Raw genomic sequence first — 24,895 nt, 5'->3', positions numbered from 1 at the left:
CAGACATCAGTGGATTCCTTCGGCCAACGGCCCGAGCGCGAGCGCCGGGAGGAACGTCAGAGCGACGAGGACCACCGTCACGCCGGCGACCATGCCGACGAACTGCGGACGGTGGGTGGGCAGGGTGCCCTCCGACGCGGGGGTGTGCCCCTGGCGGGCGAGAGATCCGGCCAGCCCCAGCACGAAGATCATCGGCAGGAAGCGCCCGAAGACCATCGCGAGGCCCAGCGCGGTGTCGTACCAGGTCGTGTTGACGGTGATCCCGGCGAACGCCGACCCGTTGTTGTTGGACGCCGAGGTGAAGGCGTACAGCACCTCGCCCAGTCCGTGCGGGCCGCTGTTGGCCATGCCCGCCCGCTCACCGGGCAGCGCCATCGCGAACGCGGTACCGACGAGCACGCAGATCGGGGTGATCAGGAAGTAGGTCGCCGCGAACTTGATCTCACGGCTGCTGATCTTCTTGCCGAGGTACTCGGGGGTGCGGCCGACCATCAGCCCGGCGACGAACACCGTGACCACCGCGAGGATCAGCATGCCGTACAGGCCGGAGCCCGTCCCGCCGGGCGCGACCTCGCCGAGCATCATGTTGAACATCGTCATCATGCCGCCGAGGCTCGTGTAGCTGTCGTGGAAGGAGTCGACCGCGCCGGTCGAGGTCAGGGTCGTCGCGTCCGCGAACGTCGCGGAGTTCGCCACGCCGAACCGCGTCTCGACGCCTTCCATCGACGACCCGATCGCCGTCGGGACCGTTCCATGGTGGGCGAGCTGGAAGGCGGACAGCAGCGTCACGCTGATGATGGCCAGGGTGGCCATGACGGAGACGATCGCGTAGCCCTGCTTGTTGTTGCCGACCATCCGGCCGAACGTCCGGGGCAGGCTGAAGCTGATCACCAGCAGGAGGAAGATCTCCAGCCAGTTGGTCCACACCGTCGGGTTCTCGAACGGGTGCGACGAGTTCGCGTTGTAGAAGCCGCCGCCGTTGGTGCCGAACTCCTTGATGACCTCCTGGCTCGCGACCGGGCCTCCGGTGATCGACTGCTTGGCACCCGCGAGCGTCTGGATCGCGTGGGGGTCGTGGAAGTTCTGGACCACCCCGCCGATGATCAGGACGATCGCGCCGATGAAGGCGAAGGGCAGCAGGATCCGCAGGGTGCCGCGGACCAGGTCCACCCAGAAGTTGCCGAGGTGCTCGGTCTTCTTGCGGGCGAAGCCGCGGACGAGGGCGATCGCCACGGCGATGCCCACGGCCGCCGACACGAAGTTCTGCACGGCCAGGCCGGCCATCTGCACCAGGTGGCCCATGGTCGACTCACCCGAGTACGACTGCCAGTTGGTGTTGGTGACGAAGCTGATCGCGGTGTTCCACGCCTGGTGCGTCATCACCGGCTTGAAGCCCAGGCTCAGCAGCAGGTGGCTCTGCAGCCGCTGCAGGGCGTAGAGGAACAGCACGGACACCGCCGAGAACGCCAGCACGCTCCGGGCGTAGGAGCTCCACGTCTGCTCGGCGTCCGGATGGGCCCCGATCAGCCGGTAGACGACGCGTTCGACCCGCGAGTGCTTCGTACCGGTGTAGACCCGGTACATGTAGTCGCCCAGCGGCCGGTAGGCCAGGGCCAGAGCGAGCACGAGGGATCCCGTGAACAGGACCCCCGCGACCGTCATACTCATCAGAAACGCTCCGGGAACAGTAGGGCGGCCGCGAGGAAGACGATCAGGAGCACGGCCAGGATCAGTCCGACCACGTTCTCCAGACTCAAAGCCGCTCGACCGCCTTCACGACCAGGCCGAACAGGGCGAAGATCGCCACTGTCAGCAGGATGTACACCAGGTCAGCCATTTGTTTCGGTTCCTCAATTCGATCTACGGGGATGACCCCGTCTCGCCGAGCGCCGCCGGGGGCGCGGACTCGATCAGACCGTCGGTCCCCCACGGCCCGGCCGCTCAAAGTCGGATTCGTGGAAGTCGACCCAGACCGGGTCGGCTCGCCGATAGCGACGTCTGGCGTCGACCACCGTGTGGACGGTGGCCGCCAGGACTCCGGTGAAGACGAGCACCGCGGCCCGGACGAGGTCGCCACTCCCGGCGACCTCGATGTGTCCGAGCCGGTGGACGTCGAAGCCGGTGACGCACATCCATGCGATCGCGCCGATCACGGCGCCGACGACGATCCGGCTGCGCCACGCCCAGGCCGCGACGACCACGGCGACCGCCGCGCACGCGGCCTGCCACGGCAGTCCGGCCAGCACGACGGCCAGCGCGAAGACGCAGGCGCTCCCGCCGGCCAGTGACCAGGCGGAGATCTCCAGGCGCGTCATCGCATCCTCCTCGGGCATGCCGGCGGCATGCCCCGCCGATCCCCCTGTGTCAGGGGGCTTACGGCAGGAGTAAACGCCTCGTTTGAGGGGTTTCGGCCCTCATTGACAGAGCCTTAGCGCGCCCCCTCCGCGCCTTAACGCATCTCTAACGACCCCCCGGCTCCCGCCGTTGGGCACTACCCCAATGAGCCGACCGGCGAGACCGATGTCCCTCCGCTGGGACACACCGGTATTGGACTCGGGAACGTGCCCCAACCGACGCCATCCGAGCGCGGGATGAGCAATGAGCCGGAAACGCGTCACGCGCGTCCGGTGACGGGTCGGCCGGTCGGGACGGGGACCGGTCAGTGCGAGTCGCGGGCGACGGCGTCGCCCGAGGAGCCGACGAGGAAGTCCAGGTCGGCGCCGGTGTCCGCGCCCATCACGGTGTCGACGTACAGCCGCTCCCAGCCCCGGCGCGGCCGGGCCACCCCGTCCAGCAGGGCCTTCGAGGGTTCCCGCCGGTCGAGCTCCTCCTGCGGGATGTCGACGTCGATCCGGCGGTTCTCGACGTCCAGGACGATCGGGTCGCCGGTCCGGACCCGGTCCAGCGGGCCGCCCGCCGCCGCCTCGGGCGCGACGTGCAGGACGACCGTGCCGTACGCCGTGCCGCTCATGCGGCCGTCGCAGACGCGGACCATGTCGCGGACGCCCTGCTTGAGCAGCTTCTCGGGCAACGGCATGTTCGAGACCTCCGGCATGCCGGGGTAGCCCTTCGGGCCGCAGCCGCGCAGCACGAGAACGGAGTCGGCGTCGACGTCCAGGTCCGGGTCGTCGAGGCGGGCGTGCAGGTCCTCGATCGAGTCGAACACCACGGCACGCCCGCGGTGGCGCATCAGGTGCGGAGAGGCCGCCGCGGGCTTGATGATGGCGCCGTCGGGCGCGAGGTTGCCGCGCAGGACGGCGATCCCGGCGGCGGCCTGCAACGGCGCCTCCCTGGTGCGGATGACCTCCGGGTCCCAGATGCCGGCGTCGTCGAGGTGGTCGACGAGTGGGCGGCCGGTGACGGTGAGCGCGGCCGGGTCGAGGAGGTCCTGGACCTGGCGGAGGACGGCGTGCAGCCCGCCCGCGCGGTGGAAGTCCTCCATCAAGAACCGGCCGGCGGGCTGAAGGTCGACGAGCAGCGGCACCTCCGCGCCGATCCGGTCGAAGTCGTCCAGGGTGAGCGGGACGCCGAGCCGGCCGGCGATCGCCAGCAGGTGGACGACCGCGTTGGTGGACCCGCCGAGGGCGGCGAGCGCGACGATCGCGTTGTGGAACGATCCGGCCGACAGCACGTCGCCGGGCCGGCGCCCCTCGCGGACCATCTCGACGGCCAGCCGGCCGGTCTCGTGCGACCGGGCGAGCAGGCGGCTGTCCGGGGCGGGCAGGCCCGCCGTGCCGGGCAGCGTGGTGCCGAGCGCCTCGGCGAGCAGGCCCATCGTGGACGCGGTGCCCATCGTGTTGCAGTGGCCCCGGCTGCGGATCATGCAGGACTCCGACTCCAGGAAGTCCCGCTCGGACAGCTCCCCTGCGCGTACCTCCTCGCTGAGCCGCCAGACGTCGGTGCCACAACCCAGCGGCACCCCGCGAAACGTGCCGGACAGCATCGGCCCACCCGGCACGACCACTGCGGGCAGGCCGACCGACGCCGCCGCCATCAGCAGGGCCGGGATCGTCTTGTCGCACCCGCCGAGCAGGACCACGCCGTCGACGGGGTTGCCGCGCAACATCTCCTCGGTCGCCATCGCGGCCATGTTCCGCCACAGCATCGCGGTCGGCCGCAGCTGCGTCTCCCCGAGCGAGACGACGGGCAGGTTCAGCGGGACGCCCCCGGCCTCCCACACCCCCTGCTTGACGCTCTCGGCCACCTCGTCGAGGTGGCTGTTGCAGGGTGTCAGGTCCGAGGCGGTGTTGGCGATGGCGATCTGCGGGCGTCCGTCGAAGGCATGGCCCGGCAGGCCGCGTCGCATCCAGGCCCGGTGGATGTAGGCGTTGCGGTCATGGCCGGAATACCACTGGGCGCTGCGCAGCACAGACATGTTCCATCCCTCCGAACGAGACTCCAGTGAATGGAATCACACGTCCCGCCCACACCGCTGTAGGCCATCTCACTCGGCGGATGCCAGCGGCAGCCCCACCGTTCATTTTCAGTGCGCAGGAGTGGGTTCCTGGTCACTGGCACGTCCCGAACGGTGTTGGGCGTGCTGGTCGCCTGCGTTCGCCGCATGGTCCGGTGTCGTTCGATCGCGATCGCGGCGACGCCGCAGCGCTTGGCCCAGTGCAGCAGGCGGGTGAGGGCGTGCCGGATCTGCGCGTCACGATGATCGGCCGACCCGGACAGGTCATAGGAGAAGCGGCGGGGTGCGCCGATCGGGTTGCCGTGGACATCCAGGCGCCAGGCGGCGAGGTGGTCGTTGTTGGTGTCCACCCCCACCACCCCCTTGGCGAGGGCGGCCTCCAGCGGGATGGTCGTGACGGTGGGGCGTTGCCAGGACGCGGTGACGTACCACCGGCCCCGCTCCGGCTCATGGTGGATGCGGTAGGCCACCGCTCGATCGGTTCCGATCCGGTCCGCCCATTCGCTCCCCCGGTGCGCGAACGCCACCGCGCAGGTGAGGATGTACCGGCCGTGGGGAGCGTTCGCGTAGTACGCGAGCGGTGCGGGGAGTTTGATGCAGACCTGGCCGTCGGGGGTGATGCGGATGGTCTCGTTTCCGAAGCGTTTCCCGCTCTCCCCATCGGCCGCCAAAAGCCAGCGCGCCGCCTCCCATCGCGCCCGCCACTGCTCCTTGGTCAGCCCGGCCTCATCGAGATGGTGACGATTGTTGAGCAGGCGTTTGCCGCCGCGCACAACGCGGACCTGCCCGGCCTGCCAGTCGGCCACCGCGGCGGCATGCCGGGCGCTCAGCGTCGCCAGGCGGCGGGACTTGGCGTGCCACTCGTCCGCCGACCGGTACCCACCCGGAGCGTGTTTGGACCCGGGTTGCCCGACCGGCAGGGACAGCCGATGCCGGATCGTGGCGATACCGGCCTCAAGAGACTTGATGTGGGCGAGTTGGTTACGACGTGCTAGCGCCCACTGATCATGTGTCGCCTTCGTGATCGACCCGGCCCACCGCGACGACGACACCGACGTCAAGGCGCGCTTACGCGCCGCCCACGTGTCACTGTCATGTTCCAGGCCGTCCGCGCACCGGGCTTTGAGATCACGCGACGCTAACGCCCCCAGATGCGCCCCCACCGCTCGCAACACCATCTCATCGTCGGCGCTCAGATGCTTCAGACGGGCACGGATCGCAACACCCGACGGACCAGAGGCCACGAACGGCGCCGCGAACTCGCGGGCATGGCCACCGGGTAGGGGCGGCAGGGGATGCGACAGGGAACGCATGTTCGAAGGCTAGTGACACCATCACCATGACGCCAACTCAAAGTAATCACTTAGATCCGGAGGGTTAGATAGAGGGAGGCATCCGCCATCTGACCATCAACGGCGAGCCCGCGGTGGCGCTGGTCGACGGCGACCGGCTGTACGCCGTCGTTGTCGTCGAGCTGAGCCCGAGAGCGGCCTTGTACGGGACATCTACGGGCTGATCAATCCGGCGAAGCTGACGGGCGTGGCCGACGCCCTGGGGTTGGTCAGGGACGAGCCGGCCGTGCCCTGACGGCCACGGCCACAGGTGCCGGCGGGGATCGTCCCCGGTCAGGCGTCGTCGCCCCACAGCCGTCGTACAGTCTCGAAGACCTTCTGGTTGTGGGAGATCTCCACGACGTTGCCGTCGGGGTCCTTGAGGGCGCAGACGTAGCCGACCGGGCCGGGCATGTCGCGCGGCTCCCAGTGCAGGCAGCCGAGCTCACGGGCACGCTCGGCGAACTCGTCGACGTCCTCCCGCCGGGGCACCTCGACGCCCAGGTGCGCGAACGGGGCCAGCAGTCCCAATCTGCCGCCCTTGTCCGCGTTGAACGACACGAGCACGAGCACGAACGGCGTCTCGACCTGCTTGTCGTTGGACAGCCACGCGCTCTCCCCGGCATCGTCCTTGAAACGCTCGACCACCACGAGGGGCGTCAGCGTCGTATAGAACTCGATCGCCTTGTCGAGGTCCCCGGTCGGCAGCGCGACATGGGTCCAGCGAGCCTGCGTCAGAGCCGTCCCCATGGAGTCCTCCCGAGCACCGTGGCGAACGTGAGCGTCCCCCTCAGGCTACGAACCTGCCCGTTCCCGGTCCACGCCCCGCTGCACCCCGACCAGCCAAGCCGGATCGAAGCCCAGTGCGAACGGCTCCGGCAACTTGAGCGTCTCCCCCGCCTGGGCATCGGCCGTCTCGGCGTACGCCCTGCCGCGCAGTTCGTAGACCCTGACGCGTGGAAGACGGGAAAGCTCCAGCTCCATGTAGTACGGAACGCCGCCATCGGCGTAGCGTTGCGGCTTCCACGCCCGCTCGAAGCCGGTATCGCCCGAATCGAGGATCTCCGTGATCAGAAGGATGTCCTCGGGCTCGACGTGCCGGCTGTCCCGGGGCGCAGAGCGCTTCCGACGTCGCCACGAGCACATCCGGGACGAGCAGGTCCGGCCCGATCCGCAGATCCGTCGCGGGGACCGCCTCATACTCGCGAGGCACTGCGTCGTCGAGAATGAGCGTCAGCTGCTTGGCGGCCCACTGGCGTGGGTTCGGAGGGTTGGGGGATTCCACGCGTCTCCCGCCGACGAGTTCTTGGCGCATGCCGTTCTCCGGCAGGGCGAGTAGCTCTTCGATCGTCCAGCTCGTCCGGTAGTGAGCGGGCCGCTCGGCAGACGCCTCCGACATCAGCGAATCACCTCCATGCACATCACGAGATGTCACTCTATGCATTGAGGCGTTTACAGTACGGAAAACGCGAAATCCCGCCCCTGGTCTCGTGCCAGGGGCGGGATTCGGGGTCGGTCAGCGGACCTCGGTGATCTCCGGGCCGCGCTCAAAAGGGTTGAACGGGGACCTTTCGTCCCCCTCCTCCTCGCCGGCCTGCTCGGCCATCGCCTGCTGCGCCTCGGCGGGCAGGGTCAGCTCGAGCAGCTCGCGGGGCGGCATCGGGGAGTCACCGCGTACGACCACGACGTTGGAGAAGATCTCCTCCATGAGCCGGGCCTGCTCCTCGTCCTGCAGGGCGGCACCCTGGAGGACGCCGCGCAGGAACCAGCGAGGACCGTCCACGCCCAGGAACCGCACCGGCTGCCAGCCGAAGCCCTGCTCGGCGATCTCCGGCGGCACCTGGTCGAGCATCTCCTCCGGGATGGCGACCGGGACCATGGCGTGCAGCTCGGTGCCGAACGGCCCCTCGGCCTCCTGGGTCTCGCCCTGGGCCTGCTTGATCTCCTCGGCGATCTCCTGGCGCAGCTCGTCCCAGATCCCGCTCTTCTTCGGCGCGGCGAACGGCTGGATCTGCAGGCCGCTCTCACCGTAGACGACGGTGACGGCGACGAACTGGCCGCCGACGGGGTTGCCCTCGGCGTCCTCCTCCACCCCGTCGATGTTCAGCTGGATCTCGATGTTCTCCCCGATGGGCACCTGGATCGCGCCGAAGTCGACACGCTCCACCTCGGGGATCCCGTCCGCCTCGGCGTCCCAGGGGCCGCCGTGGGACACTGCCGCGCGCTCCTCCTGCTCCTCCTCGGATCCGGACTCCTCGGACTCCTCGGCCGCGACGGTCTCCTCGTCGGTCGGCTCGAGGTTCTTCTCGGGCTCCTCGTCCCGACGACGGCGTCGAAACACGACTCACGCTCCTTCGCTGTGCTGTACGGCCGCGTCCGCGCGGCCCTCCACGGCTCCTGCGTACCCGCCCGTGGACCCGAAACCACCGTCTCCGCGGGCGGATCCGGGCAGCGCCTGGACCTCATGGAAGACGGCCCGCTCGACGCGCTGGATGACCAGCTGCGCGATGCGGTCGCCGCGCGTGAGCCGCACGGTGTGCTCGGTGTCGGTGTTCAGCAGGGTGACCTTGATCTCTCCCCGGTAGCCCGCGTCGACGGTGCCGGGCGCATTGACGATCGTCAGTCCCAATCTAGCCGCCAGACCGGAGCGCGGGTGCACGAAGGCCGCGTAGCCGTCGGGAAGGGCGATCGCGACCCCGGTCGGCACCATCGCGCGGGCCCCCGGCGGCAGCTCGACGTCCACGGTGGTGACCAGATCTGCGCCCGCGTCACCGGGGTGGGCGTACGACGGCGCGGGCAGGCCGGGATCCAGCCGCTGGATGAGAACGTCCACAGTCAAGTGCTCCACCTCGTCACGATCTGATGGCGGCGCACGCCTCGGCGCGCGTCACAGGGCGTGACACTACCGCCTGCACGGCCTCACACCGGTGAGCACGGCCCGGAGGCGGCTAGGGCCCGTCTCGAAGCCCCGCTGTCCTACTGCGCGGTGTCCGGCCGGTCGTCGTCCGGCGTCCGCTCTGCCGGCGGATGGTCCTCCGAGGCTCCGCCGCCCCGCGCCGCCGATCCGGACCCCGCGGACGGATCGCCGCCGACCGCTCCGCCATCCGGCGCCGCCGACCCTGCCGGCGGCTCGTCCCTCGCCGCTCCGCCATCCGGCGCCACCGACCCGGATCCCGCCGGCGTGCTGCCGGAGGACGCGCTGTCCGGTGTGGTGTCCTTCCGGCGGCTGGTCAGGAGCGGGGGGCGGGCGGGCTCGTCGGCCGGGACGGGCTCGTCCGAGCCGCGGAGCGCCGGCCATGCCCGGTAGATCACCGCCGCCGTGGGCACGGCGATGGCGGCGCCGGGGATGCCGCCGACGACCGCGCCGACCGAGATGGCGATGATGATGGCCAGCGGATGGAAGCGCACCCACCGGCCGACGACGAGCGGCTGGAGGACGTGGCCCTCGAGCTGTTGTTCGAGGATCAGGATGCCGAGGAAGATCAGCGCGGCGACGAAGCCCTTGAAGCTGAAGACGACGAGCACGGCCACCGCCCCGGCGACCAGGATGCCGACGATCGGGATGAAGCTTCCGAAGAACACGATCACGGCGAGCGGCGCGACGAGCGGCACACCCATGATCACCAGAGTGACGGCGATGACGATCGCGTGGATGAGGGCGACGATCACCGTGCCGTGGACGTACTGCGACAGCGTCTCCCACGCCGCGCGCCCGGCCCGGTCGACGCGTTCGCGGTGGCGTCCCATGCCGCTGATCAGCCACCGCCAGATCCCGGGGCCGTCCTTCAGCAGGAAGAACGTGACGAAGAACAGGAAGACGATCGACGCCAGAAGTTCTCCCGCGACGGTGGCGCCGGTGAAGGCCGTGCTCAGCAGCTTGCCGCGCTGCTGCTGGATCTGGCCGAGCAGCTGGTCGACGCCGGCCTGGAGCTGGGAGTTCTTCAGGTGCAGCGGCCCGGTGACCAGCCAGTGCTGGACGTCGGTGGCCGTCCGCTGGATCCGGTTGACCAGGTGCGGGAACTGGTCGTTGGCCTGGATGCCGACGAAGGTGCCCACGCCGCCGAGCACGCTGAACGCCAGCAGCATCGTGAGCCAGGTCGCGGCGAGTGACGGCATCCACCGCCGCAGCCGGCCGGTCACCGGGTACAGCAGGGCGCACAGCAGGATGGCGATCGCGCACGGCAGCACGACCAGCCGCAGCATGTCGAGGATGCGCACGACCGCGTACACCACGACCCCGACGACGATCAGCCGCCAGCAGAACGACGCGGCGGTCGCCAGCACCCCTGGCATTCCCGAATCCCGATCGCTCACTGTTCTCCTCCGACGACGCCCTACCCGGACGGTAGTCCTCGACTCGTCACCTGCACGACGTCTTCATGACCCGGTGCGTTCGCAAGCGCGAGGGCTTGGCCACATTCGGGCATCCCGGCTCCGGTATCTCGCCAACGGGCCGGAATGAGCTTAGTTTGTTTTCCGTCACGACCTTCGTTAAGGCGGGCCGGTCGAACGGGGAAGGTTTGCGTCATGGCGCACGGCGTGGTGCATAGAGCATTGGACGGTTACCGATTTCAGATTTCGGGCGATCTGGATCTTACCCTTCCTTTCACGTCGGTATCGCGGTTCGCCGTGGACGGGAGGATCTACGAGCTGACCTCCGGCGACCACGACGCGGCGGCCTCGTGGACCCAAGATCTCGGCATCCGGCACTTCGACGATGAATTCTCCGTTCAGGGCGGCACCCTCCGGACCACGCGCGTGACTCATTATGACGAGCGCGTCGGTCTCGAAGACCATCTCCTCGCCGTGATATGGCAGGGCCGCAATTTCTCAATGTTCATTCCGATGTACAGTGCCCGGGCCGCCGACGCCGTGCGTCTTTTCCAGCTTCTGCGGATCACCGAGCACGATGATGGCATCACCGTCGCCTCCCGTAATCCGAAACGGGCGGGCATCGCCGAGCCGGCCGACGTGGCCAAGGAGATCCCGGGGCTCGGCCTGCTGGAGATCACCGCGCTCACCAAGACGACGGCGCGGCGGCTCCCGGCGTGGTCCGGCGCTCGCGTGCCGAGCGGTGAGCTGTTCCGGGACACGCTCGACGACGACACGACGTACTTCCTGCTCGCCACCCCGTCCGCCATGGTCACCGTGCTGCCGCACGAGGCCGAGCAGACCGTGAAGGTGGCGAACCGTCTCGGCGGTCTGCGCGTCGAGACTGTCGCCTGATGACCGAGATGCTGGCCGGCGTGTCGGCCGGGACGGTCGCGCTCATCCTGCTGGCGGGGTTCGCCGGGCACCTGCTGCATCCGCGCGTCCTGCCCGCGGCACTGACGGCGCACCGCACCGTGCCGGGCCCGCTGGTGTGGCCGGCGGCCATCGCGGTCGGCGCCCTGGAGGGCATGCTGGGAGCGGTCACCGGCTACGCGCTGCTGGCCGGACGGCCCCGGGCGCTGGAGCTCGGGGCGACCGGCAGCGGCCTGCTGTTCGCGGCGTACGCGATCTACGGGTTGTACATCCTGCGTACGCGGCCAGTCGAGCGAGGACGACGCAGCGAGCGGAGCGGTCGGCCGAGGGACGAGGCCGCCCGCGCAGCGAGTGAGGAGGATCGAGCGACCATAGGTACCGTGCCGTGCGGCTGCGCGGCCGACGACACCCCGATGAGCGGCTGGGTGGCGGGGCGGGCCGCAGCCCTCGCGCTGGCGTCCGTGACGGCGTCGGCCGGTGCGGGCTCGGCCGTCGCCTCCCACGGTGTCCACGTCACGATCGTGGGCCTGTCGTCCGTCGTGTTCGCGGCCCTGCTGTGGTCGCTGCCACCGGCCCTGTCCGATCCCGAGAGGAGCCCCGCCGGATGAGCTTCGAGACCACCGCGCTCCTGGTGACCTGGGCGGCCCTCGTTCTGCTCGCCCTGGTGGTGGCCGGCCTGGTCCGTCAGGTGCACCACCTGACCAGCGGACCGCGGACCCCCGACGTCGGCCCGACCACGGGGATGCCCGCGCCGGGTATCGACCGGCTCGCGCCGGAGCCGGGCCGCCCGACCCTGCTGCTGTTCCTCGGCGACCAGTGCCCGGCCTGCCAGGACATCTTCGAGGAGACGCTCGGCCTGACCGGCGCTCCGCCGATCCGCGCGCTGTTCACCGACGGCGCACTGGACGCCGCGCCGCCGGACAACATGCTGATCTTCGCCGGCCAGGGCGACCTGTTCCAGGAGTACCAGGTCCCCGCGACGCCGTACGCCGTGCTCGTCGGCGCGGACGGGCGGATCCGCACCGCCGAGCCGGTCGGCTCGGTCCGTACGCTGCACGCGCTGATCGTGCAGGCCGGCGGCCGCGTCGCCGACCTCGATGAGCCGACGCCGTCGCTCGCCGAAGAGGACGCGGCGACCCGGGTGAGATGAAACGGGGAGGATGCCCGATGCTCGAACTCGACGAGATTCCCACGCTGAGCGGGCCACGGCCCGAAGGCGCCCTACGGGCCGTCCGGCGGGTGCCGCACGCGACGGCCGAGGGCATGGCGCGCCGGTCCATGCTGGGCGGCGCGCTGGCCGCCGGCACGACCGTCGGCCTGTCCGCGCTCGGGGTGTTCACCCCGGCGCGCAAGGCGCTCGCCGACGGTTACACCCTCAAGGCCAGCGGCTACTACGACATCTATGGCAAGTGCCCGGCCTATGCCGGGCCGTTCGACTGCTCGCCCGGCTGCGGGCCGAGCGTCGTGGTGGCCAGCGCGTGCCGGACGAGCGGCACGTACAGGGGGTTCCACCGCTCCAGCGTCTCCGATCCGGGCAAGTTCAAGCTGCGGCCCAACCAGTGCTATGCGGGCAAGTACGACGGCTGGATCTGGGCGTACGCCCACAAGTGCGGCAACTGCAAGAAGTCCGTCACCTGGCGCTGCCACGACGGCTGGAAGAAGAGCGCCGCCGGGCACTGGTACAAGTCGGTCTGCCGGTGGGCCCTTGCCTGCAACAGCTGAGACCCGGCCCGCCGGCCGCCTGCGCCGGGGGCTGACCGAGCCGCTGCTGCCGTTCGCCGCGCTGGCCCTCTTGGCCGTCGCGGCGGCGGCCGCGCAGCACACGGTGCTGAGCTGGGCGTCGGTCGGCGCGCTGGCCGGATACTCCCTGTCCGGCTCCGTTTGAACGCGCAACAGCGATTTCGTGCTGTTCTCGCCAGGTTGGCGGGCCCACGTACGGCAGGGCGAGGTCCTCGCCGTCTTCTCCCTCGGTCTCCTCATCGGGGGCACGCTCAGCGCGACCGTGCTGTGGCTGCTGTCCGGCTTCGCGGAGCCGCTCCCCCGGGCCGTCCGGATCGCAACGATCATGGCGATCGCGGTGGCGGGCGTCGCGCGTGAGGCGGGCTGGATCCGTGTTCCGCTTCCGCAGAACGCCCGGCAGATCCCCCGGGAGGTCCTGCAGCGCCGGATCAGGCTGGGCTCCCTGCAGTTCGGCTTCGAACTGGGCACCGGGGTGCGCACGTACGTCTCCGCGAGCGCGCCGTACGTCGTCGCGCTGGCGCTCGTACTCGCGCACCAGGGACCGCTCGCGACGATCCTCACGGGCACGGGCTTCGGCGTGGGGCGGGCGGTCACCGCGACCGCCCGCTACGCCAGCCGGAACGACGAGTGGGACGACCGCCGGATCACCCGGATGCCGATCCTGACCAACGCGATCGGCGTCGTGGTCCTGGTCGCCCTGGTACTGCTCTTCTTCTAGGACGCCAGGCTCACGTCGACGGTGAAGCCCTCCTGGGGCGCCGTCTCCAGCGCGAGGTCGGCGATGCGCCCGGCCGCCCGCAGGTCGGCCACTGCCAGGTGCCCGACGTCCGCGCCGCGGACCGCGGCCCGCTCGACGTCGGCGCGCATTGAGACCTTCGCCGTCGACTTGGCCTTGCGGACCTGCCGGAGGACGTCGGAGGTGGCCGCGAGCACCGTCGCGTCGCCGCCGGCGGGCAGCACGTCGGCGGAGGGCCACGCCGCGCGGTGCACCGAGCCGTCCTGCCACCACGACCAGACCTCTTCGGTGACGTAGGGCAGGACCGGCGCGAACAGCCGCAGCACGACCGACAGCGCCTCGCGCAGCGCCGCCCGCGCCGAGATCGCCCCCTGGTCCGGCTCGCCGTCCGACGCGCCGTACGCCCGTGCCTTGACCAGTTCGAGGTAGTCGTCGCACAGGTCCCAGAAGAACCGCTCGGTGCGCTCGAGGGCGCGGGTGTAGTCGTACGCCTCGAACGAGGCCGTGGCCTCGCGGACGGTCTCCGCCAGCGTCGCCAGCATCGACAGGTCCAGCGGCTCGGTCACCGCCGCGCCGGACGGCACGTCGCCGAGGCCGAGCACGAACTTCGAGGCATTGAGGATCTTGATGGCGAGCCGGCGGCCGACCTTGAGCTGGCCGACGTCGAACGCGGTGTCCGTGCCGAGCCGGCCGCTGGCCGCCCAGTAGCGCACCGCGTCGGAGCCGTGCTGGACCAGCAGGTCCATCGGCGTGACGACGTTGCCCTTGGACTTGGACATCTTCTTGCGGTCCGGGTCGAGGATCCACCCGGACAGCGCGGTGTCGGTCCACGGCAGGGAGCCGTGCTCCAGGTGGGACCGCACGACGGTGGAGAACAACCAGGTGCGGATGATGTCGTGCGCCTGCGGCCGCAGGTCGAACGGGAACACCCGGGCGAAGAGGTCCGGGTCGAGCTCCCAGCCGCCGGCGATCTGCGGGGTGAGGGACGACGTGGCCCAGGTGTCCATGACGTCGGGATCGGCGACGAAGCCCTGCGGCTTGCCCCGCTGGTCCTCGGTGAAGCCCGGCGGGGTGTCGGAGGACGGGTCGACCGGAAGGGCGTCCTCCGCGGGCGTGATCGGCCGGTCGTGGATCGGCTCCCCCTCGTCGTCGAGGGGGTACCAGACCGGGATCGGCACGCCGAAGAACCGCTGCCGGGAGATCAGCCAGTCGCCGGCCAGCCCCTCGACCCAGTTGTCGTACCGCGCCTTCATGTACGCGGGGTGCCAGGACAGCTCGGCGCCGCGGGCGAGCAACCGCTCGCGCAACTCCGCGTCGCGCCCGCCGTTGCGGATGTACCACTGGCGCGTGGTGACGATCTCGAGCGGCTTGCTGCCCTTCTCGTAGAACTTCACCGGGCGGGTGATCGGCCGTGGCTCGCCGTCGAGGTCGCCGGACTCGCGCAGCAGCTCCACGACGCGCTCGCGGGCGGCCTGCGCGGTCAGCCCGGCCAGCTCGGTGTACGGCTCCGGGGCGACGCCGGCGGGCGCGTCGGGCAGGATCCGGCCGTTCCAGTCGATGATGGCCCGCGTCGGGAGATCGAGCTCGCGCCACCAGATCACGTCGGTGAGGTCGCCGAACGTACAGATCATCGCGATGCCGGACCCCTTGTCGGGCTCGGCGAGGTGGTGCGCGACGATCGGCACCTCGACGCCGAACAGCGGGGTCCGCGCGGTCGTGCCGAACAGTTCGCGATAGCGCTCGTCGTCCGGGTGGGCGACGAGCGCGACACAGGCGGGCAGCAGCTCCGGCCGGGTGGTCTCGATGTAGATCGGGCGCGCGCCGGAACCGTGAAAGCGGATCCGGTGGAAGGCGCCGGGCTGCTCGCGGTCCTCCAGCTCGGCCTGGGCCACGGCCGTGCGGAACGTGACGTCCCACAGGGTCGGGGCCTCCGAGACGTACGCCTCGCCGCGCGCCAGGTTGCGCAGGAACGCCCGCTGCGCGGCGGCGCGGGCCGGCGCGCCGATCGTCGTGTAGAGCAGGGACCAGTCGACCGACAGCCCGACACGGCGCCAGACGTCCTCGAAGGCCTTCTCGTCGATCTCGGTCAGCCGGTCGCACAGCTCGACGAAGTTGCGCCGCGAGACGGGAATCTGCCGCCCGGGCTTCTCCGGCGGTTCGAAATCCGGGTCGTAGGGCAGAGACGGGTCACAACGGACACCGAAGTAGTTCTGCACGCGGCGTTCGGTGGGCAGGCCGTTGTCGTCCCAGCCGATGGGGTAGAACACCTCGCGGCCGCGCATGCGCTGAAAGCGGGCGATCGTGTCGGTGTGGGTGTAGGAGAAGACGTGACCGACGTGCAGGGAGCCGCTGACCGTCGGCGGCGGCGTGTCGATCGAGTAGATCTCCGAACGCGCCTTCGACCGGTCGAAACGGTAAGTGCCGCGCTCGGCCCAGAGTACGGCCCATTTCTCCTCGAGACCGTCGAGGGTGGGCTTCTCCGGCGGGCGTGGCTGCGCTGTCATGGCGCCAATGGTATTGGGCACGACGGCGGAGTCGATCCATGTCAGGTGATCGCCTGTGAGAGGGTCTGAACAACGTACGGCCCGGAAATCACACGGGTAACGCTGGAAAGGGAGAACGCATGCCGGACAAGGGAGAGCTGGGCTGGCGGCTGGTCGCCGGCGCGGCGGCCTTCGGGGCCGGGTTCGTGGCCCGCAAGGCCATCACGGTCGGGTGGAAGCGAGCCACCGGCAAGGAGCCCCCGGCCAACCCGGAGTCTCCGGAGGTCGCGCTGACGGAGGCGATCGGCTGGGCCGTCGTCATGGGCGTCGGCATGGAGGTCGCACGGCTGCTGGCCACGCGCGCGGCGGCCCACCGCTGGCACAAGAGCACGGGCGAGCTGCCGTCCGCCCTGCGCTCGGCGGTCGACGAGGCCAAGAGCGCCACCTCCTGACGAGGCACACGCGTCGCCCTCTGATCGAGGCCGGGGGCATCGCCTCCCGGCCGACGAGGTGCCGTCCGGCGCCCCACGGGCTCTCCCGGGGGCGCCTGAAAGCGTTCTAGCACGTGGAAGGGTGTCAGGCCGTACGCGTAGTAGTCGACGGCGTCGGCGCATCCGGCGGCGGCCTTGACCTTCTCGGCCAGGTGGCGGGCCGAAGGGGCGCCCGCCATCGCCTTCGCGGCCCGACCCTCAGGCCGGAGGCTCGTCGGTTGGAGGCTCGTCGATCGGCGGCCGGGGATAAGGGTCGCCGATGGTGCGGCGCAGGTCCTTGCGGACGCTGTCGGACAGCCGTTTGGTGGCCGTGCGGTTGAGGGCACCGCCGGCGACGGCGCCGGTCAGCAAGGGGCCCATCGTTGTGAGGTGCCGGCCGAGCGTACGCATGAGGCGCTTACGTACGCCGGTCTTGGCGGCCACGCCGAGCGCGGCGGTGACGCTGCCGGGCTTGAGCGGGTCGAAGCCGCGCTGCTGGGCCCACAGCTGGAGGAACACGGCGCCGCGCGCCGTGCCGCTGCCGGGGACCTGTACGCCGTACACCTCGTGCAGCTCGGCGATCAGCTTGACCTCGATCGTCGCGACGACGACGGTCTCGGCGAGGATCTGGGCGGGCGCGGACAGCAGGAGCGGCGGCGCGGCGAATTCAACGGCGGCAAGCGCGCCACCGGCCGCGCCGACCCCGGTCGTGGCGCGCTGTGCGGCGCGCACCAGGGAGTCGGCCAGCGCCTCCCCCGTCAAATCGTTGTGGTGGGCGCGCAAGGTCTCCAGGTCACGGACGGGAATGCGGGGCGCAATGTCCGCGACCACATCGGTGAGCCAGCGTCCCCGCGCGACGCCCGCGGCCCCTGCCCGGCGCGCGCTCGCCGCCAGTAGGCGGGCGAGCCGACCGAGCAGGCGGCCGCGGGTCTCGCGGTCGACATCGTCGTCGGACAGCCGGCCGACCAGCTCCGCCATTTCCTGGCCGAGCCGGTCGTCACCGTCATTCCATCGGGCGAGCTCTCCCTCGGACACGGGTGACGACCCGGCGTCAGGCGGCGCACTCGCGGCAGATCAACTGGCCGTTCCTCTCCTCCGCCAGTTGACTGCGGTGGTGCACGAGGAAGCAGCGGGCGCAGGTGAACTCGTCCGCCTGGCGCGGCAGAACGCGGAGGCTGAGCTCCTCGTTCGACAGGTCCGCGCCCGGCAGCTCGGTCACCTCGCCGGCGTCCAGGTCCTCGTCGATGACGCCCGTGCTCTTGTCCGCCCGGCGGGCCTGCAGCTCCTGCAGGCTGTCCTCGTTGAGATCGTCATCAGTCTTACGTGGGCTGTCGTAGTCGGTGGCCATCTTCTGTCTCCATCCCCCTCGGTCCTTAGTTATGCGCCCCGTCGCGCGGGTCTAACGCTCGGGAGGCCCATCTTGTGCCCGATCCGGGCGGGAAATTCTGTCACGGCTTTTCACCCCGAACACGCAAGGCGCGTCGCTTCACACCGTGAGTCCCCTCACCACTCATCCGAGTTGTCCGATGTGGCATAAATCACACTGCTCACCGGTGAAGCGGTGATGGTGTTTGCCCTGAACCGGATGTTGACGACGAACGTCACAGGTAACGCGATATGGTTTCCCGCCTGTACGGACCTGGCGGGTGCACAGGATAAGGGTTTCTGATGGGGTCACACATGCCGAATGCCGCTCCACTCGAGCCGGGCGATCCGACCACGCTGGGGCGGTACCAGGTCGTCGGGAGGCTCGGGGAGGGCGGCCAGGGCGCGGTCTTTCTCGGCCGGTCGCCGTCGGGTGACTCCGTGGCGATCAAGCTGCTGCACGAGCAGATGAACTCCGATACCTCCGCCCGGACGCGGTTCGCACGCGAGGCGGAGGCGGCGCAGAAGGTCTCGCCGTTCTGCACGGCGCAGGTCCTGGACTACGACCTGACCGGCAGACCGCCGTACATCATCAGCGAGTTCATCGACGGGCCGCCGCTGTACGACGTGGTGCTCCAGGAGGGGCCCTTCGAGGGGGCCGCGCTCGAGCGCCTGGCGATCGGCACCGCGACGGCGCTCGCGGCCATCCACGAGGCCGGCATCGTCCACCGTGATTTCAAGCCGAACAACGTGCTGCTGGCCTCCGACGGCCCACGCGTGGTCGACTTCGGCATCGCCCGGTCCGTCGACTCCCAGCAGAGCTCGGTCACCGCGACCGGCATGGTCGTCGGCACGCCCGGATACCTCGCCCCGGAGCAGCTCACCGGTGAGCCGCTGACCCCGTCGGTGGACATCTTCGCGTGGGGCGCGACGATGGTCTTCGCCGCGACGGGGCGGTCGCCGTTCGAGGCGGAGACGCTCCCGGTGATCATCAACCGGATCCTCAACCAGGAGCCGGACCTGTCCCGGCTGCAGGGGATCATGCGCGAGCTGGTCGGCGCCGCCCTGGACAAGAACGCTCGCCGCCGCCCGGCCGCGCACCAGCTCCTGCTGCGCCTGCTGGGCCAGGTCGGCGCGACGCCGGGCCCGGCCGCCGACCGGCAGGACCTGCTCGACAAGGGCACCCAGATCGCCGCGCAGCTGCCCCCTCCCCCGCAGATCATCACCCCGCCGCCCGCGATGCCGCCGATGCATCCCGGGCCCTCCACGCCGCCGCCGATGATGCCGCCGGGCCCGAACACGCCGAACCCGATGATGCATCCGGGCCCGGCGACGCCGAACCCGATGATGCGGCCGGGCCCGCAGACCCCGCCGCCGTGGCAGAACCAGGGGCGGCCGACGCATCCGCAGGGCGCGCGGTACGTCCCGCCCCCGCCGCAGAAGAAGAACACCAATGCCCCGATCTTCATCGGCCTCGGCTGTGTCGTGGCGCTCATCCTGGTGGTCGGCCTGCCGATCGCCATCGGCGCGGGTCTGCTCCACAAGACCCAGAGCGACCGCCTGCCGGAGGGCTTCGAGGGCAGTTGGTCCGGCCGGGCGGCGCCCACCAGCAACCTGGCGTTCGGCACCGACCAGTCGCGCGGCATCGACCTGACGCTCTACCAGATCCTCAAGGAGGGCAACGTCAGGTACGACACGTGCTCGGGTGAGCTGAACAGCGCCCAGATCTCGGACGACAAGAAGCAGGTGACGTTCTCGCAGACGCTGACGTCGTACGGGTCGAGCCAGTGCCTGTCCCCGTCGTACGTGACCCTGACCCTCAGCGGCTCGTCGATGACGTGGCAGATGAGCCAGACCGCCGGTGGCGCCACGCTCGCCTCCGGCACCCTCACCAAGGAATAACGGCTCCTGACCAGTCCCAGGGAGGACGCCCATGCCCGGAAGCCCCCTTCGGGCGAACGACCCACAGCGCGTGGGGTCGTACGCCCTCACCGGCCGCCTCGGCGAGGGCGGCCAGGGGGTCGTCTATCTCGGCGAGGCGCCCGACGGCGGGCAGGTCGCGGTGAAGCTCCTGCACGCGCAGTTCAGCGGGGACGCGAAGGTACGGGCCCGGTTCGCCGGTGAGCTGGCCAGCGCCAAGCGGGTCGCACCGTTCTGCACGGCGCGCATCCTCGACGCCGACGTCGAGGGCGACACGCCCTACCTCGTGAGCGAGTTCATCGACGGCCCGTCGCTGCGCCAGGTCGTCGACCGCGAGGGGCCGCGCACGGGCGAGGCCCTGCAGCGCCTGGCCATCGGCACGGTCACCGCGCTCGCCGCCATCCACGAGGCCGGCATCGTCCACCGTGATTTCAAGCCGTCCAACGTGCTGATCGCCGCGGACGGGCCACGGGTGATCGACTTCGGTATCGCCCGGGCCCTCGACGCCACCGGCACGCTGTCGAGCACGGCGGTGGGCACGCCGTCGTACATGTCGCCCGAACAGATCTCCGGGCACGTCGTCGGCCCGGCGACGGACGTGTTCGCGTGGGGCTGCACGATCGTGTTCGCCGCCACCGGCTCTCCGGCGTTCGGTCAGGACTCCATCCCCGCCGTGATGCACCGGATCCTGAACCAGGAGCCGTACCTCGGGATGCTCATGGGGCCGCTGCGGGAGATCGTCACGGCGTGCCTGTGGAAGGACCCGAACCGGCGGCCCACCGCCCAGCAGATCCTGCTGCGCCTGCTCAGCCACGAAGGCGTCGTCCTGCCGGGCGCCGGGACGCCCGCGCCCACGACGATCCTGCAGGAGGGCGCCCAGGTGGCGGCCGAGGGCGCTCCCCCGGGCCCGTACGCCCCGGCCGGCGACACTCCGCCGCCCGGGCCCTATCGGAACGACCTGCCCTCGAACCCGTACGGGGGCGACACGCCACCGCCCGAGGCCTACCGGAACGATCTGCCGTCGAACCCCTACGGAGGCGACACGCCGCCGTACGGCCGTGTTCCGGGGGTGGACACGCCTCCGCCCGGCCCGTACGGCCCACCGACGCCGTACGACCCCTACCGGACGGACCCGGCGTCCCTGCCGTACCCGCAGCAGACGGTGCCCGCCGGGCGGCGGCGGACCCGGCCCGGCATCGTGGCCGCCATCGCCGCGGGCGCGGTGCTGCTCATCGCGACGGGCGCCGTGGCGACGACCGAGCTCCTCAACCAGCACCACCAGAAGCCGACGCCGAGCCCGACCGGCCGGGTGGGCGGCAGCTTCCGGATGGCGATGTTCGCCCCGGCGGCCATCGATCCGTCGAACGCCGTGCTCACCTCGGACGTGTTCGCGGCCGAGAACCTCTTCACCGGCCTGACCACGATCCAGCCGAACGGCTCGGTCGCGAAGGCTCTGGCCACGGAGATGACGCCCAACTCCGGCTGTACGCAGTGGCACTTCACGATCAAGCAGGGCACGACCTTCAGCGACGGTTCGCCCGTCGACGCCGCCGCCTTCGTCCGCGGCTGGAACCGCGCCGCGCGCGGCCAGGGCATGGGCTACCTGATGACGGTGATCCAGGGCTACTCGGACGTGGCGGCGGGCAAGAGCACCTCCATGTCCGGCGTCGTGCAGGAGGGGACGAACGCCCTCCGGGTGACCCTGACCAAGGCCGACTGCGACTTCGCCATGCGGGTGGCCTCTCCCCCGTTCGCGCCGGTCCCGGCGTCCGCCGGGGATCCGAAGAACACCACGTTCAACAACCAGCCGATCGGCAACGGCCCGTTCAAGGTGAGCCAGTACACCCCGAACACCCGGCTGAGCCTCGTACGGAACGACTCCTACGCCTTCGCCAAGCCGAAACTCGACCAGGTCGACGCCACCTTCGTCTCCGACCTCAACCAGCCGCTCACGGACTTCGGCCGCGGACAGTACGACTGGGTCGAGGTCGAGGGCGCGACGATCAACACGGCGCGCTCTCTGCACTCCTCGGACCACAAGCTCGTCACCGCCGCCTCCAGCACGATGACGTACCTCACGCCGATCACGGACAAGGGCCCGATGAGCAAGAAGGAGGCGCGGCTCGCCGTCTCCTACGCCCTCGACCGGAAGGCCCTGGCCACCGCCCTCAACCAGGGCTACGAACCCGCGACGTCCCTGGTGCCGCCCGCGGTCCCCGGCGCCTACGTCAACGGCTGCACCGCCTGCACCTACGACCCCACCAAGGCCAAGCAGCTGGCGCAGCAGGCGGGTCTCCCTCCGGGCTCGAAGATCACCTTCACCTCCACCGACCTGGCCACCTACACGCAGCTGGTGACGCTCGTGCAGAACCAGCTGAAGCAGGTGCTCGGGTGGGACGTGCAGGTGAAGAGGCTGAACTCCGCCGGGTTCTACCCGGACATGTCCGGCAAGAGCGCCGCGGGCCTGTACCGGCTCTCCTGGGCCGCCGACTACCCCTCGGCCGAGAGCGTCCTCGACGCGCTGCTGTCCAGTGACAACATCCAGCGCAAGAACGACGGCTCCATCTCGGGCACCAACTACGCCCGGTACAGCAGTCAGGCGTTCGACTCGGCCCTGAACACCGCCCGCGCCACCAACGACCCGACCCAGCGGACCCAGCGGCTCCAGGCGGCCGAGAAGGTCGCGCTCGACGACATGGCCATCATCCCGCTGTACTCGCACACGCAGTACCGGGTCGCCGACACCACGTCCTTCGTCGGCATGGACCTCGACTACACCGGGTTCCCGGTGCTCACCGCGACGGCCCATAAGTAAGGACCGTCCCTGAGGCCCGCGTACGGGCGGTCAGGCGCGTGGGCGGCGGACGGTCATGATGATCGTGCGGCGCGGCGATCAGGCGTGCGGGAGACGGACGGGCACGATGATCGTGCGGCGCGGCGGTCAGGCGTGCGGGAGGCGGACGGTCACGATGAGGCCGCCGTCCTCGCGCGGCGTGGCGATGACCGTCCCGCCGTGCGCGGAGACCACCGAGCGCACGATGGACAGGCCCAGCCCCGCGCCCTTGGACGACTCGATCCGGTCGGTGTTGAGCCGGCGGAACGGCTCGAACAGGCTCTGCACGTCGTACGCCGGCACCACCGGACCGGTGTTCTCCACCTGGCAGGTGGGCCACCCCTCCAGGACCCCCGTGCGGACGACCACCATGCCGTCGTCGACGTTGTGGCGGATCGCGTTGTCCACGAGGTTCGACACCAGGTGCTCGAGCAGGACCGGATCGCCGATGGTGGGCGCGTCGGTCAGCTCCGACTTCACCTCGATGTCGGGCCGGTCGCCCCGGACCGACGTCTTCAGCACGGTCGAGGCGACCTCGCCCAGGTCGACCGGCGTGCGGGTGGTCAGCTCCCGCTCGCTGCGCGCCAGCAGGAGCAGTCCCTCGATCAGCCGCTCGTGCCGGGCGTTGTTGGCCAGGAGGGTCTTGCCGACCGTCTTCATGTCCTCCGACGCCTCGGGGTCGGTGACCGCGACCTCGAGCAGGGTCCGGTTGATGGCGAGCGGCGTGCGCAGCTCGTGCGACGCGTTGCTGACGAACCGCCGCTGCGTGTCGAACGCCTGGCTGAGACGGTCGAGCATGGCGTCGAACGTGTCGGCCAGCTCCTTGATCTCATCGTCCGGGCCCTGCAAGGCGATGCGCTGGTGCAGGGTGCTCTCCGACAGCTTGCGAGCGGTCGCCGTGACCTTCTGCAGCGGCGCGAGCGCCCGGTCGGCGACGAACCAGCCGAGCGCCAGGGCGATGAGCCCCACGCCCAGCAGCGCGAACGCCGACTGGGTGATGAGCCGGTGCTGGACCCCCTTGATGAAGGCCCGGGCGAAGGCCTCGGCCTGCTGCTGCGTCAGCCCGGTACCCGGCTCGGTCGGCGCCACGGTGAACGGCAGGCTCTCCAGAATGTTGGTGACCAGGACGTAGGCCACCGTCAGCAGCAGCAACCCCGCCGCGAAGAACAGCCCGCCGTACAGCAGGGTGAGCCGCAGCCGCACCGTCATGCGGCGCGGCAGGGAGCCCGGCGAGGGGATCAAAGGCGGTACCCCGCGCCGGGAACGGTCTCGATGACCTGCGGCTCACCGAGTTTCTTGCGAAGCGTCATCATGGTCACCCGCACCACGTTGGTGAACGGATCGATGTTCTCGTCCCAGGCCTTCTCGAGGAGCTGCTCGGCGCTGACGACGGTGCCCTGCCCTCGCATGAGCACCTCGAGCACCGCGAACTCCTTGGGCGTCAGGTCGACCGGCCGATCGTCCCGGGTGACCTCACGGCGGGCCGGGTCGAGCCGCACGCCGGCGCGCTCGAGCACGGGCGGCAGCGGCGGCGCGGAACGTCGGCCCAGCGCCCGGATCCGGGCGATCAACTCGGCGAAGGCGAACGGCTTCGCGAGATAGTCGTCGGCCCCGATCGACAGTCCCTCGACCTTGTCGTCCAGCTCGCCCGCCGCGGTCAGCATCAGGACACGCACCGTGGCCCCTTCGGCGACGAGGCTCCGGCAAACCTCGTCGCCGTGGACCCGCGGTAGATCGCGGTCCAGCACGACCACGTCGTAGTCGTTGACGCTGGTCCGCTCCAGCGCGCTGGCGCCGTCGTACGCGACGTCGACCGCCATCGCCTCGCGCCGCAATCCCGTGGCGATGGTGTCGGCGAGCACGCGCTCATCCTCGACGACCAGGACTCTCACCCGCTTCAACCCCCTGGAAGGCCACGCGCTGGACCGGCGATTCAGTTATGCCACGCCGCGCGTAAGTCCCTGATAAGGGTGTCCAGGATATTCGCAGGTTTACCAGGAGCGGAGACCTGGGTAGGGGTGGCAGACCACCTATCGAAAGGAGACCGCGTGGGCGAGTTGAAGGCCACGATCCAGCAGCGCATGTCCGATGCGTACGATTCGCTTCGGACCGCCCGCGACGCAGGCGACGATCTCCTGATCGATGTGCAGGAGGCAGAGATCGACGACCTGCGCCGTACGGCCGCCGATCACGGGATCGACCTGCCGCGCTGCGGCTGACAACACGGTCGGTGGGCCCCGAGCCCGCCCAGAGACGTCCGGGGGCCTCGCACCTGTCAGGTGCGAGGCCCCCGCGCGCTCTGCCCGATGGCGCTCGCTCCGCGAGCGCGGTTCGCGGCGCCCCACGCGCCGTCTTCCCT

The 24,895-nt window shown here is 70.4% G+C and carries 25 protein-coding genes; 10 read left to right on the top strand and 15 right to left on the bottom strand.

Features of this window, described 5'->3' with window-relative positions:
* Window positions 1–6: 6 nt before the first annotated feature.
* The 10 genes from kdpA to AB0I04_RS27915 all read right to left on the bottom strand — a co-directional run bounded on the left by kdpA (window position 7) and on the right by AB0I04_RS27915 (window position 10,059).
* The gene (kdpA, locus tag AB0I04_RS27960; RefSeq protein WP_360890490.1) at window positions 7–1,668 is read right to left on the bottom strand and encodes a potassium-transporting ATPase subunit KdpA; all 1,662 of its coding nucleotides are present in this window, start codon (window positions 1,666–1,668) and stop codon (window positions 7–9) included.
* Entirely contained in the window at window positions 1,668–1,757 is a 90-nt protein-coding gene (locus AB0I04_RS27955) for a potassium-transporting ATPase subunit F (protein ID WP_360890487.1), read from the bottom strand. The genes kdpA and AB0I04_RS27955 overlap by 1 nt, the downstream gene beginning before the upstream one ends.
* 153 nt (window positions 1,758–1,910) lie before the next feature.
* Window positions 1,911–2,315, bottom strand: coding sequence for a hypothetical protein (locus AB0I04_RS27950; RefSeq protein WP_360890484.1), 405 nt, complete (start codon window positions 2,313–2,315; stop codon window positions 1,911–1,913).
* A gap of 344 nt (window positions 2,316–2,659) precedes the next feature.
* Window positions 2,660–4,321 (bottom strand): dihydroxy-acid dehydratase, encoded by a 1,662-nt coding sequence (locus AB0I04_RS27945; protein WP_360890834.1) that lies wholly within the window; start codon window positions 4,319–4,321, stop codon window positions 2,660–2,662.
* The gene (locus tag AB0I04_RS27940) at window positions 4,231–5,727 is read right to left on the bottom strand and encodes a hypothetical protein (RefSeq protein WP_360890481.1); all 1,497 of its coding nucleotides are present in this window, start codon (window positions 5,725–5,727) and stop codon (window positions 4,231–4,233) included. The genes AB0I04_RS27945 and AB0I04_RS27940 overlap by 91 nt, the downstream gene beginning before the upstream one ends.
* Window positions 5,728–6,039: 312 nt before the next feature.
* The gene (locus AB0I04_RS27935) at window positions 6,040–6,495 is read right to left on the bottom strand and encodes a VOC family protein (RefSeq protein ID WP_360890478.1); all 456 of its coding nucleotides are present in this window, start codon (window positions 6,493–6,495) and stop codon (window positions 6,040–6,042) included.
* 45 nt (window positions 6,496–6,540) lie between these two features.
* On the bottom strand, window positions 6,541–6,891 hold the full coding sequence (locus tag AB0I04_RS27930) for a Uma2 family endonuclease (RefSeq protein WP_360890475.1): 351 nt from the start codon (window positions 6,889–6,891) through the stop codon (window positions 6,541–6,543).
* A 370-nt stretch (window positions 6,892–7,261) separates the two neighbouring features.
* Window positions 7,262–8,086, bottom strand: a complete 825-nt coding sequence (locus AB0I04_RS27925) for a DUF3710 domain-containing protein (protein ID WP_360890472.1) — start codon at window positions 8,084–8,086, stop codon at window positions 7,262–7,264.
* 3 nt (window positions 8,087–8,089) lie between these two features.
* Entirely contained in the window at window positions 8,090–8,578 is a 489-nt protein-coding gene (dut, locus tag AB0I04_RS27920) for a dUTP diphosphatase (RefSeq protein WP_360890831.1), read from the bottom strand.
* A 143-nt stretch (window positions 8,579–8,721) separates the two neighbouring features.
* Entirely contained in the window at window positions 8,722–10,059 is a 1,338-nt protein-coding gene (locus AB0I04_RS27915; RefSeq protein WP_360890469.1) for an AI-2E family transporter, read from the bottom strand.
* A 315-nt stretch (window positions 10,060–10,374) separates the two neighbouring features.
* On the opposite strand from AB0I04_RS27915, the gene AB0I04_RS27910 reads away from it, so the two are divergent.
* From AB0I04_RS27910 to AB0I04_RS27885, 6 genes are read left to right on the top strand one after another with little or no spacing between them, the layout of a single operon-like run.
* On the top strand, window positions 10,375–10,971 hold the full coding sequence (locus AB0I04_RS27910) for a hypothetical protein (protein WP_360890466.1): 597 nt from the start codon (window positions 10,375–10,377) through the stop codon (window positions 10,969–10,971).
* Complete coding sequence (locus AB0I04_RS27905) at window positions 10,971–11,597, top strand: MauE/DoxX family redox-associated membrane protein (protein ID WP_360890463.1); 627 nt, start codon at window positions 10,971–10,973, stop codon at window positions 11,595–11,597. The genes AB0I04_RS27910 and AB0I04_RS27905 overlap by 1 nt, the downstream gene beginning before the upstream one ends.
* The gene (locus AB0I04_RS27900; protein WP_360890460.1) at window positions 11,594–12,139 is read left to right on the top strand and encodes a hypothetical protein; all 546 of its coding nucleotides are present in this window, start codon (window positions 11,594–11,596) and stop codon (window positions 12,137–12,139) included. The genes AB0I04_RS27905 and AB0I04_RS27900 overlap by 4 nt, the downstream gene beginning before the upstream one ends.
* Window positions 12,140–12,156: 17 nt before the next feature.
* On the top strand, window positions 12,157–12,711 hold the full coding sequence (locus AB0I04_RS27895) for a hypothetical protein (protein ID WP_360890457.1): 555 nt from the start codon (window positions 12,157–12,159) through the stop codon (window positions 12,709–12,711).
* Complete coding sequence (locus AB0I04_RS27890; protein WP_360890454.1) at window positions 12,695–12,874, top strand: hypothetical protein; 180 nt, start codon at window positions 12,695–12,697, stop codon at window positions 12,872–12,874. The genes AB0I04_RS27895 and AB0I04_RS27890 overlap by 17 nt, the downstream gene beginning before the upstream one ends.
* An 18-nt stretch (window positions 12,875–12,892) precedes the next feature.
* Window positions 12,893–13,447 carry a hypothetical protein gene (locus AB0I04_RS27885; protein ID WP_360890451.1) on the top strand — a complete coding sequence of 185 codons (555 nt, stop codon included), beginning with the start codon at window positions 12,893–12,895 and terminating at the stop codon, window positions 13,445–13,447.
* Here the strand turns inward: AB0I04_RS27885 and valS are convergent.
* Window positions 13,444–15,969: a valine--tRNA ligase gene (valS, locus tag AB0I04_RS27880; RefSeq protein WP_360890448.1), complete on the bottom strand. Its 2,526-nt coding sequence runs from the start codon at window positions 15,967–15,969 to the stop codon at window positions 13,444–13,446. The genes AB0I04_RS27885 and valS overlap by 4 nt on opposite strands.
* A gap of 119 nt (window positions 15,970–16,088) precedes the next feature.
* On the opposite strand from valS, the gene AB0I04_RS27875 reads away from it, so the two are divergent.
* Window positions 16,089–16,400, top strand: coding sequence for a DUF4235 domain-containing protein (locus AB0I04_RS27875; protein WP_360890445.1), 312 nt, complete (start codon window positions 16,089–16,091; stop codon window positions 16,398–16,400).
* A 237-nt stretch (window positions 16,401–16,637) separates the two neighbouring features.
* Here the strand turns inward: AB0I04_RS27875 and AB0I04_RS27870 are convergent, their stop codons facing one another.
* On the bottom strand, window positions 16,638–17,396 hold the full coding sequence (locus AB0I04_RS27870; protein WP_360890828.1) for a hypothetical protein: 759 nt from the start codon (window positions 17,394–17,396) through the stop codon (window positions 16,638–16,640).
* Window positions 17,397–17,469: 73 nt separating this feature from the next.
* Complete coding sequence (locus tag AB0I04_RS27865) at window positions 17,470–17,766, bottom strand: DUF4193 domain-containing protein (RefSeq protein ID WP_360890442.1); 297 nt, start codon at window positions 17,764–17,766, stop codon at window positions 17,470–17,472.
* A 332-nt stretch (window positions 17,767–18,098) separates the two neighbouring features.
* On the opposite strand from AB0I04_RS27865, the gene AB0I04_RS27860 reads away from it, so the two are divergent.
* Both AB0I04_RS27860 and AB0I04_RS27855 read left to right on the top strand, forming a co-directional pair.
* A complete protein-coding gene (locus AB0I04_RS27860; RefSeq protein ID WP_360890439.1) occupies window positions 18,099–19,685 on the top strand; it encodes a serine/threonine-protein kinase in 1,587 nt (528 codons plus the stop codon).
* A gap of 31 nt (window positions 19,686–19,716) precedes the next feature.
* Window positions 19,717–22,518, top strand: coding sequence for an ABC transporter substrate-binding protein (locus AB0I04_RS27855; RefSeq protein ID WP_360890436.1), 2,802 nt, complete (start codon window positions 19,717–19,719; stop codon window positions 22,516–22,518).
* Window positions 22,519–22,644: 126 nt separating this feature from the next.
* Here the strand turns inward: AB0I04_RS27855 and AB0I04_RS27850 are convergent, their stop codons facing one another.
* Entirely contained in the window at window positions 22,645–23,745 is a 1,101-nt protein-coding gene (locus AB0I04_RS27850; RefSeq protein WP_360890825.1) for an ATP-binding protein, read from the bottom strand.
* Between the two features lie 29 nt (window positions 23,746–23,774).
* Entirely contained in the window at window positions 23,775–24,428 is a 654-nt protein-coding gene (locus tag AB0I04_RS27845; RefSeq protein ID WP_360890433.1) for a response regulator transcription factor, read from the bottom strand.
* A 156-nt stretch (window positions 24,429–24,584) separates the two neighbouring features.
* On the opposite strand from AB0I04_RS27845, the gene AB0I04_RS27840 reads away from it, so the two are divergent.
* A complete protein-coding gene (locus tag AB0I04_RS27840) occupies window positions 24,585–24,755 on the top strand; it encodes a hypothetical protein (RefSeq protein WP_360890430.1) in 171 nt (56 codons plus the stop codon).
* Window positions 24,756–24,895 lie beyond the last annotated feature (140 nt).

This window comes from Actinoallomurus sp. NPDC050550, assembly GCF_040655075.1.
GTDB lineage: Bacteria > Actinomycetota > Actinomycetes > Streptosporangiales > Streptosporangiaceae > Actinoallomurus.
This window is presented reverse-complemented; position numbering and strand designations above follow the sequence as displayed.

Excerpts from the sequence above, each read along its gene's own strand:
- kdpA (WP_360890490.1), bottom strand. The coding sequence starts at position 1,668 with ATGAGTATGACGGTCGCGGGGGTCCTGTTCACGGGATCCCTCGTGCTC.
- AB0I04_RS27950 (WP_360890484.1), bottom strand. The coding sequence starts at position 2,315 with ATGACGCGCCTGGAGATCTCCGCCTGGTCACTGGCCGGCGGGAGCGCC.
- AB0I04_RS27940 (WP_360890481.1), bottom strand. The coding sequence starts at position 5,727 with ATGCGTTCCCTGTCGCATCCCCTGCCGCCCCTACCCGGTGGCCATGCC.
- AB0I04_RS27935 (WP_360890478.1), bottom strand. The coding sequence starts at position 6,495 with ATGGGGACGGCTCTGACGCAGGCTCGCTGGACCCATGTCGCGCTGCCG.
- AB0I04_RS27930 (WP_360890475.1), bottom strand. The coding sequence starts at position 6,891 with ATGTGCTCGTGGCGACGTCGGAAGCGCTCTGCGCCCCGGGACAGCCGG.
- AB0I04_RS27905 (WP_360890463.1), top strand. The coding sequence starts at position 10,971 with ATGACCGAGATGCTGGCCGGCGTGTCGGCCGGGACGGTCGCGCTCATC.
- AB0I04_RS27900 (WP_360890460.1), top strand. The coding sequence starts at position 11,594 with ATGAGCTTCGAGACCACCGCGCTCCTGGTGACCTGGGCGGCCCTCGTT.
- AB0I04_RS27895 (WP_360890457.1), top strand. The coding sequence starts at position 12,157 with ATGCTCGAACTCGACGAGATTCCCACGCTGAGCGGGCCACGGCCCGAA.
- valS (WP_360890448.1), bottom strand. The coding sequence starts at position 15,969 with ATGACAGCGCAGCCACGCCCGCCGGAGAAGCCCACCCTCGACGGTCTC.
- AB0I04_RS27875 (WP_360890445.1), top strand. The coding sequence starts at position 16,089 with ATGCCGGACAAGGGAGAGCTGGGCTGGCGGCTGGTCGCCGGCGCGGCG.
- AB0I04_RS27870 (WP_360890828.1), bottom strand. The coding sequence starts at position 17,396 with ATGGCGGAGCTGGTCGGCCGGCTGTCCGACGACGATGTCGACCGCGAG.
- AB0I04_RS27865 (WP_360890442.1), bottom strand. The coding sequence starts at position 17,766 with ATGGCCACCGACTACGACAGCCCACGTAAGACTGATGACGATCTCAAC.
- AB0I04_RS27860 (WP_360890439.1), top strand. The coding sequence starts at position 18,099 with ATGCCGAATGCCGCTCCACTCGAGCCGGGCGATCCGACCACGCTGGGG.
- AB0I04_RS27855 (WP_360890436.1), top strand. The coding sequence starts at position 19,717 with ATGCCCGGAAGCCCCCTTCGGGCGAACGACCCACAGCGCGTGGGGTCG.
- AB0I04_RS27850 (WP_360890825.1), bottom strand. The coding sequence starts at position 23,745 with ATGACGGTGCGGCTGCGGCTCACCCTGCTGTACGGCGGGCTGTTCTTC.